Raw genomic sequence first — 8,409 nt, 5'->3', positions numbered from 1 at the left:
AGCTCCTTGAAGCTATGACCTTGATTCCTAAGTGAATAGATCTGAACTTTATCCTCATAAGTTAATTTCATAATAAAATACCCCCAAAGTTAGATTTTTTCTGTCTAACTTTGGGGGTGCAGTTCAATTTTCAAAGGGGTTATTTTTATTCTTAGAATCCATCTACGTTTGTGTAAATTTTTTGTACGTCTTCGTCGTCTTCAAGGACTCCGTAGAGTTTTTCAAATGTTTCCAAATCTTCACCTGACAACTCAACTTCTGATTGAGGAATCATTTCCAATTCAGTTACTTGGAATTCTTCAATACCAGATTCACGCAAGGCAACGATAGCCTTGTGAAGGTCAGTTGGTGCAGTGTAAACAGTGATTGTTCCTTCTTCTGCTTCTACATCGTCTACATCGACATCTGCTTCCAGCAAGAGTTCAAAGATAGCATCAGCATCTTCACCTGCAAAGACGATAACACCTTTGTTGTCAAAGAGGTAAGATACAGAACCTGAAGCTCCCATGTTCCCACCGTTTTTACCAAAGGCAGCACGAACATTGGCAGCTGTACGGTTAACGTTTGAAGTCAAGGTATCAACGATCAACATAGAACCATTTGGTCCGAATCCTTCGTAACGTCCTTCTGTAAAGGTTTCGTCTGTGTTTCCTTTTGCTTTATCGATTGCTTTATCAATAACGTGTTTTGGTACTTGCGCTTGTTTGGCACGATCGATAACGAATTTCAAAGCAGTGTTTAGTTCTGGATCTGGCTCACCTTTTTTAGCTGCTACATAGATTTCTACACCAAATTTTGCATATACTTTAGAGTTAGCTCCATCTTTAGCCGTTTTCTTAGCTACGATATTGGCCCATTTACGTCCCATTAGGTATCTCCTTTTTTCACATTTTAATCTTTCTTATTATAACACAAGTCTATCCGATTTTCACTAGAGGAAATGGATTTTCTTTTGTAAATTAAACTAGGATTTCCCGCCAGTAGCCAAGAGTTTTTTGCCTTCTTTGATCCATGGATGTTTGGAAAGTGAGAAGTAAAGTTGGGCAGTCATAACTAGCCAGAGAAGGGGCTCACATAGAATCACACCTGTATAACCTGTCCAAGGAATAATCCAAGCGACGAAAATAATTTTACCAAAAAACTCGATAAAGCTTGATACAAGTGGCAAGAATTTTTGACCGAGACCCTGCAAGCTATTTCTATAGATCAATAAAAGACTCAAAAACGGATAGAATACCGAACTGATGCGTAGGTACAAAGCCCCATTTTCAATCAAGTAACCGTCTGTCGAACTTGCTAGGAAAGAAACTAGGCTAGGACTTGCAAAAAATAGGAATACACAAGCAAAGCTTGCCCAAGCCATACTGATATAACTCCCTAGTCGAAGACCGTGGACAATGCGATCTGGACGTTTTGCACCAAAGTTTTGAGAGATAAAAGTAGTCATAGATGCTGAGATAGCCGTCATTGGCAATAAGGCAAAGGCCATGATTCGGCGTGCTGCTGTCTGAGCACTGATAATGACTGCTCCAAAACTATTGACAGAGGATTGCAAAATAACACTTCCGACAGAGACGATTGAACCCATTAAGCCCATAGCTAGCCCCTGTTCCAAGAGATCTACATAGAGGGCCTTATTCCATTTAAAATCCTTCAACCTAGGAAGGAGCTCTGGAACACTCTTTCGGATATAGAGATAACAAAGGATAGCTGACAAACCCTGGGAGATAATGGTTGCAAGACCAGCAGATTGAACACCCAACTGCAATTGTGTAATAAAATACAAATCCAGAATGACATTAACGATGGCTGAGAAAATAAGAAAACCAAGCGCAGCAAGACTATCGCCAACAGAGCGTAGCAAACCTGCAAAAAGATTATAAGCAAAGCTCACTCCCACACAAGTAACAATCATGGAGATATATTCATAGGACTGAGGGAGAATTTCTGCAGGTGTTTCTAGGTACTGTAAGAGTGGATAAAGACCAAAAAAGCCCATCAACATGACAAGCACACTCAAGATAATCCCTAAAATCCAAGTTGCTGCGACAGCTTCTTTAATCTTAGCAAAATTACGAGCGCCGTAGAGACGTGCAATAACAACACCCATCCCATTTCCAACACCGAGGGCAAAGCCGATAATCAAATCAAAAATGGCTGTCGTTGCTCCGACTGCCGCCAAGGATTCTTGCCCTAAAAAACGCCCAACAATCAAGATATCAGCCGTATTGTAAAGTTGCTGAAAGATATTGGACAGTAAAATTGGTAATGCAAAACTAATCAGTGAAGGAAGGATTGGACCATGAATCAAGTCCACCGTTGATTTTTTATTCATAAGGGTATTATATCAGCTTTCTGGTAGAGGAACAAGGGAGTTTCGTTAAGAAAGCGTTGCCTAGATACAAACAATCTGGTATAATCGTGACAGAAAAGGAGGGTATGTATGAGCTTAACAAGCCAGTTAATTACAGATGTATTCCCAGACCTTGAAAAAGTTGACCAATTAAACAAGGAAGCCTTTCCTGAAGAAGAACGTGTCTCTTTGGAAGAATTTTTAAGTTACCAGGATAGAGATGATGCTCACTTTTTCGCTTTCTATAACGAGGAAGAATTTGTCGGCTTCGCTTTTGCCATTTCCAACCAAAAAGCTTTCTACATTAGCTTCTTTGCCATTATGCCCCATCTCCGTAGTCATGGCTACGGGAGAGAAATCATTGAAAAACTCATTGATTTTTACCAACGTACCATGATTCTTGAAGTGGAGCGTTTGGACGAAGATTGTGATAACCTCGAACAACGAAAAGCTCGCATGGACTTCTACCTACAAAATGGTTTTAAAACTGCCAACGCCTTCTTAGAATATGAGGGAATGAGTTTTGAAATTCTCTACCGTGGCGACCATTTTGATGAGGAAGCCTATCGGAATATCTTCCAAAAATTGCAAGAAGAGAATTACTTCGACTTTCGCATCGAATACCGACGTTTTAGTGAACACTAATCTAGATTGCAACCTTGAATCTCCATTAAAGATTTGTAATTTTCTCTATAACCGATATACAATCACCTGTCGTAGGTGATTTTTTATTTTTCCCAAAGAAGATGAAAATTTGAAAAAAACTATCCCTAGCTCATCATAAATAAGGCTGAAACAATTTTGTCTCAGCCTTATCATGATTTATCTTATAAAGATGCACTAAGTTTACGCTTCTGTTCCAGCTTCTGGCATGATGAGCCAAAGAATGAGGTAAGCAAGAATTCCTGATCCACCTAGCAATGTGAAGAGAATCCAAATAGCACGAACCAATGTTTGGTCCATATCTAAATAGTCAGCAAGCCCTGCACAAACACCTGCAATTTTTTTATCTTGAACATTGCGAACTAAACGTTTTTCCATAATAATCTCCTTATATTAATTTCTCTTTTAATTTATTTTATCATCAAATCAAATCTTTTTCAATAGTCTTTCTACTTTTTATCTGAAGATGCTAGCTTTAGCAATTCTTAAGCTCTCATTGTTTCATACTCTTCGAAAATCAAATTCAAACCACGTCAGCTTCACCTTGCCGTACTCAAGTACAGCCTGCGGCTAGCTTCCTAGTTTGCTCTTTGATTTTCATTGAGTATCAGTTCTTTAGTCCAAGATAACAGAAAAGTGGGGATTCCTCCGCCACTTTTACTTTTTAATCTTCAATTTCGATTTCAAGATCATCGCCAAGGTCAAGAGTCACTTCTTGATTAGCTACTTCTGATTCCGCAGGTGCATCTTTTTCATCAGCTACCGCATCATCTTCAATCAAGCCAAACTTGACACGAACTTGGTGGTCAATCTCGTCAAAGACTTCTGGGTGATCTGCCAAGTATTTCTTAGCATTTTCAGAACCTTGCCCGATTTTTTCGTCTTTATAAGAGTACCATGCTCCTGCCTTCTTGATGATGTCAAGATCGCTTGCAATCTTCAAAAGCTCACCAGTTCTTGAAATTCCTTCACCATACATGATTTCAACAAAGGCTTCTTTGAATGGTGGAGCTACCTTGTTTTTAACAACCTTAATCTTGGTTTCCTTACCTACGCTCGTATCTTTTTGGTCACCAGTTCCCTTGATTTGTGTGCTTCCACGAACATCCAAACGGACAGAAGCGTAGAATTTAAGGGCACGTCCACCAGGAGTTGTCTCTGGATTACCAAACATAACCCCTACTTTTTCACGCAATTGGTTGATGAAGATAGCAATTGTCTTAGTCTTATTAATAGAAGCCCCGAGTTTACGCATAGCCTGGCTCATCATACGAGCTTGAAGACCAACGTGGTTATCTCCGATATCTCCATCGATTTCTGCACGGGGTACAAGGGCTGCAACTGAGTCGATAACAACAAGATCAACTGCACCTGAGTCAATCAATTTCCCAGCAATTTCAAGACCCTGCTCCCCTGAGTCTGGTTGTGACAAGAGCAATTCATCGATATTAACACCAAGCGCTGCTGCATAGGCTGGATCAAGCGCGTGCTCCGCATCGATAAAGGCAGCAATTCCGCCTTCTTTTTGCGCTTGCGCTACCGCATGAAGGGCAACCGTTGTCTTACCTGATGATTCTGGCCCGTAGATTTCGATGATACGTCCCTTTGGATAACCACCTGAACCAAGTGCAATATCAAGAGCCAAAGAACCTGAGCTCATCACTTGGACCTTTTGCTCTGCACGTTCACCCAAGCGCATGATTGATCCCTTCCCAAAGTCTTTTTCAATCAATTTAAGGGCATCGTTTAGGGCTTTTTCACGATCAGCACCAAATTTTTTGCCAATTTCGTCTAATTTTTTTGTTGGTTTTTTCGCCATTTTATTCTCCTGTATTCTAATAGTCCTTAGACCTTCTTCTATTATAACAAATCTCCAGCACTTAATAAAGCTTTGCGAACTAGGTTAAAAGCATGTAAGACTGCAATTTCTCGCACATCTGCACGACTTCTACCTGCGATATTGGCCTGGATAACTTCTGTCCCCGAAGCTTGCGCCAAAGCGATAAAGACTGTACCTGCTGGATGTCCTTCTAGACTATCTGGTCCAGCCACTCCTGTCAAACTAATTCCAAAATCTGACTGGGTCTTGATTCGCGCCTGTTCAGCCATTTTTTCAGCAGTAAAGGCTGAGACGACTCCGTGTTTTTCCAATTCAGCCTGTGGAATATCAAGCATCTTAGCTTTTTCTTCAAGGCTATAAGTCACAAAACCACCTTTAAAGATAACAGATACACCTGAGAAATCAGCCAAAGTAGCTTGAAAAAGACCTGCAGTCAAGCTTTCTGCTGCAGTGATAGTTTTCTTTTGCTTTTTCAACTCTTCTACTACCAGGCTAGCCAAGCTGGTTTCTTCCCCATAGCCATAGCAAATTTCTCGAAGTGAAACACCCTCAAAAGTTTCTCTTTCAAGGATTTTTTGTTCTAAAGTATCTAGAACACGATCCGCTTCTTCTTGACTCTTAGCCTTGGTCGATAAGCGAAGCGTCACTTCCCCAGTTTTAGCATAAGGTGCCAAGGTTGGATCCGTCTGCTGGTCAATCAAATCTGATAGAATGGTCACTAGCTGGCTCTCACCAATCCCAAAGAAACGTAGCACACGTGAATAGAGCTTAGATCCCGTTGTCAATCTTGGAAGCAACTCATTTAAGACCATAGGTTTCAATTCACTTGGAGGTCCTGGTAGAATGACGTAGGTTACCCCAGCCACCTCGATCATGCCACCGACTGCCAGCCCTGTTTCGTTTGGTAATGGAGTTGAACCTTGAACAATTTGAGCCTGGCGTTCATTATTTGGAGTTCTAGCATAGTCTGGTCGATGAGCAAAAAAGTCATCTAGCTTAGCCTGAGCCTGAGGATCAAAAGTCAAGTCACGTCCCAAAAATTGGGCCAAAGTTTGCTTGGTCAAATCATCTTCCGTTGGCCCTAAGCCACCTGTTAAAATGACTAGACTACTGCGATTCTGAGCAATTTCTAACAAGGATAAGAGGCGAGCCTCGTTATCTCCTACAGCTGTCTGAAAATAGACATCTACACCGATTTCAGCCAACTTTTCAGACAAGAATTGCGCATTAGTATTGACAATTTGGCCTGTCAAAATCTCTGTTCCAACAGCTATAATTTCTGCTTTCATTTTTTCCTCCTACTTACCTATTCGGATTTCTTTGAAAAAATCGCAGGATAATTCCTACGATTTGACGAATAGTCTCTTATTATTCTGACTCTTCCACTGCAACACTAGTAGATTGTGGTAACTGACCTTGGCCATACAGATTTTCGTGCAAAACTACATTGGTCTCTAAATTCGTAACTTCTGGTTGCCCGAGTGAACGGCGTAAAAGATTTTGCATCTCTAACATATGCTCAGATGTCACGATTTGGTAAGATGTTCCTTGAAGCATTGCATCCTCTCCACGCAATTGTTGAGACTCAATATTCTTAAATGAATCTTGATACCCCATCAACTGAGGAATCGTTGTTGTTGTAATTTCGATATTTGTCTGCATATTGTCACTAAGAGCCTTCAGAATCTCTTGATAGTGACTCACACTGTTCAGACTAAGAATCTTCTCGACAACTTTTTGAATCACTTCACGCTGACGTTTTTGACGACCGTAGTCCCCTTCTGGATCTTGATAACGCATACGTGAATAGACAAGAGCTTCTTCACCATTTAACTTTTGTTCACCAACACCGATAGAAATCGTATTAAATGGCTCCTGGTCTTGAATAGAGATAGGGAAACCTAGAGTATTATTTACTGTAATACCTCCGACAGCATCAACCATTCTTTGAAGACCATGCATATTGACCATCACATAGCGGTCAATATGGATATTCATCATTTTTTGAATCGTTGAAATAGACAACTCTGCTCCACCATTGGCATAGGCAGCATTGAGTTTAGCCTCCGTTACACTACCATCCGGCTGCTTGATTTGTGTGAGAATATCACGCTCCAAACTCATCATGACTGTCTTCTTGGTTTTAGGATTCACTGTCACCAAGATCATTGAATCACTATTACCTTCCCATGGGTCTGTACGCTCAACATTCCCCGTATCCACTCCCATAAGCAAAATCGTCAGAGGTTCGGTCGCTTCAATGACCTTGGTTTCTTCTCCGATTTTTTTATAGGTTTTAGCTAGGGTCTGTGTACTCTGTTGGTAGATCGTATAGGCATAAGCTCCCACACCAAGTACTGTCACAAGAACAAAGCCTAAAAACATTCCGATTATCTTTTTTGCCATACTTTTATTCATCTATCAGTTGACCCATTAGGTAAACATCTAGAAACTCTCCTCCTTCTATACAAGCACCACGTTCCTGTAATCCTTCTATGTTAAAGCCCATTTTTTCATACAGATGCACCGCAGCAAGATTTCTTTTTTGAACTGTCAATTGTAAACGTCGAATACTACCACTTGATTTGGCCCATTCAATAGTTTCTTCCATCAAGATACTACCGAGACCATTTCCCCAGTAAGCTTTTTTTATTCCTAAAAAGACATCTCCAATATGACGGACTCGCGGACGTTGATCAGCTGTTGTATTGATGATTCCTACTAACTCATCATTCAAAAAAGCGAGTAGGGTAATTTGATTATCCGACTGGGCCTGCTTATCCAAAAAATGTTGCATTTCAGACTCACTCATTGCAATCCCATTTTCATCCAGACTGGTAAAACTAGTCTCTTGACCAATTTGATCTAAGAGAGCAATGACCGCTGAAGCATCCTGGGCTTCCGCTTCACGGATTAAAAGATCATACTCCATCCGTCAATCCTTTCAAAAGTTCTGTCGCTCTTTGGCCATGAGCATGAAAGACGATTTCTCGGCCCTCATCTTTTTTAAGGATTTCTAACTCCAGATAATCTGATGGAAGATTTTCCCCCAATAGATGTCCCCACTCAATAACCGTTACACCTGAACCAAAAAGAAATTCATCCAAGTCGATAGAATCTGCATCTCCTTCGATACGATAAACATCCAAGTGATACAAGGGTAGACGTCCTTCATATTCTCGAACAATAGTATAAGTAGGACTCTTAATCATTTGATGAATCCCTAGGCCTCTAGCCAGGCCTTTGGTTAGCGTTGTTTTACCAGCACCTAATTCACCGGTCAAAATCAATACATCATTTTCCTCTAGTAAAGAGCCTAGCTCTTGTCCAAGAGCAATGATTTCATCTTCATTTTTTATGTACATGTTATCATTATACCAAAAAGTTTTCTTTTGCGACATTTCTACTAATAAAAAAGGAGGAGATTCCCAATGTCATTAAGTTAGTAATCTAACTATTTGAATAGGAGATAGGATTGAGATCATCAAAGTGATTCTCTATCCTATCTTCTATTTTTTTGCATGACAAATAAAGGTTTTTTCACCCTATTTTT

Annotated in this window: 9 protein-coding genes; 1 reads left to right on the top strand and 8 read right to left on the bottom strand. The window is 40.4% G+C overall.

Translation table 11 applies throughout. From position 1 onward, the window contains the following. Positions 1 to 151: 151 nt before the first annotated feature. Both QM911_RS09555 and QM911_RS09550 read right to left on the bottom strand, forming a co-directional pair. Positions 152 to 868 (bottom strand): YebC/PmpR family DNA-binding transcriptional regulator, encoded by a 717-nt coding sequence (locus QM911_RS09555; protein ID WP_045762594.1) that lies wholly within the window; start codon positions 866 to 868, stop codon positions 152 to 154. Positions 869 to 964: 96 nt separating this feature from the next. After that, entirely contained in the window at positions 965 to 2,335 is a 1,371-nt protein-coding gene (locus QM911_RS09550) for an MATE family efflux transporter (RefSeq protein ID WP_414313848.1), read from the bottom strand. A gap of 108 nt (positions 2,336 to 2,443) precedes the next feature. Here QM911_RS09550 and QM911_RS09545 point away from each other — a divergent pair, with 108 nt between their 5' ends. Next, the gene (locus tag QM911_RS09545) at positions 2,444 to 2,998 is read left to right on the top strand and encodes a GNAT family N-acetyltransferase (RefSeq protein ID WP_414313847.1); all 555 of its coding nucleotides are present in this window, start codon (positions 2,444 to 2,446) and stop codon (positions 2,996 to 2,998) included. 201 nt (positions 2,999 to 3,199) lie between these two features. Here the strand turns inward: QM911_RS09545 and QM911_RS09540 are convergent, their stop codons facing one another. The 6 genes from QM911_RS09540 to tsaE form a co-directional block, all read right to left on the bottom strand. Next, positions 3,200 to 3,394 (bottom strand): PspC domain-containing protein, encoded by a 195-nt coding sequence (locus QM911_RS09540; protein WP_049502854.1) that lies wholly within the window; start codon positions 3,392 to 3,394, stop codon positions 3,200 to 3,202. Between the two features lie 286 nt (positions 3,395 to 3,680). Then, positions 3,681 to 4,835: a recombinase RecA gene (gene recA / locus QM911_RS09535; RefSeq protein WP_414313846.1), complete on the bottom strand. Its 1,155-nt coding sequence runs from the start codon at positions 4,833 to 4,835 to the stop codon at positions 3,681 to 3,683. 41 nt (positions 4,836 to 4,876) lie between these two features. Continuing rightward, positions 4,877 to 6,145 (bottom strand): competence/damage-inducible protein A, encoded by a 1,269-nt coding sequence (locus tag QM911_RS09530; protein WP_414313845.1) that lies wholly within the window; start codon positions 6,143 to 6,145, stop codon positions 4,877 to 4,879. 79 nt (positions 6,146 to 6,224) lie between these two features. Next, positions 6,225 to 7,262, bottom strand: coding sequence for a biofilm formation/cell division transcriptional regulator BrpA (gene brpA / locus QM911_RS09525; RefSeq protein ID WP_414313844.1), 1,038 nt, complete (start codon positions 7,260 to 7,262; stop codon positions 6,225 to 6,227). Positions 7,263 to 7,266: 4 nt separating this feature from the next. After that, a complete protein-coding gene (locus QM911_RS09520) occupies positions 7,267 to 7,788 on the bottom strand; it encodes a GNAT family N-acetyltransferase (RefSeq protein WP_049526485.1) in 522 nt (173 codons plus the stop codon). Continuing rightward, entirely contained in the window at positions 7,778 to 8,221 is a 444-nt protein-coding gene (gene tsaE / locus QM911_RS09515) for a tRNA (adenosine(37)-N6)-threonylcarbamoyltransferase complex ATPase subunit type 1 TsaE (protein WP_414313843.1), read from the bottom strand. Before tsaE ends, QM911_RS09520 begins: the two co-directional genes overlap by 11 nt. Between the last annotated feature and the right edge of the window lie 188 nt (positions 8,222 to 8,409).

Source organism: Streptococcus infantis, from assembly GCF_047460825.1.
In the GTDB taxonomy this organism is placed as follows: Bacteria; Bacillota; Bacilli; order Lactobacillales; family Streptococcaceae; genus Streptococcus; species Streptococcus infantis_V.
The sequence above is the reverse complement of the archived record's forward strand: the minus strand, read 5'-3'. Positions and strand labels throughout refer to the sequence as shown.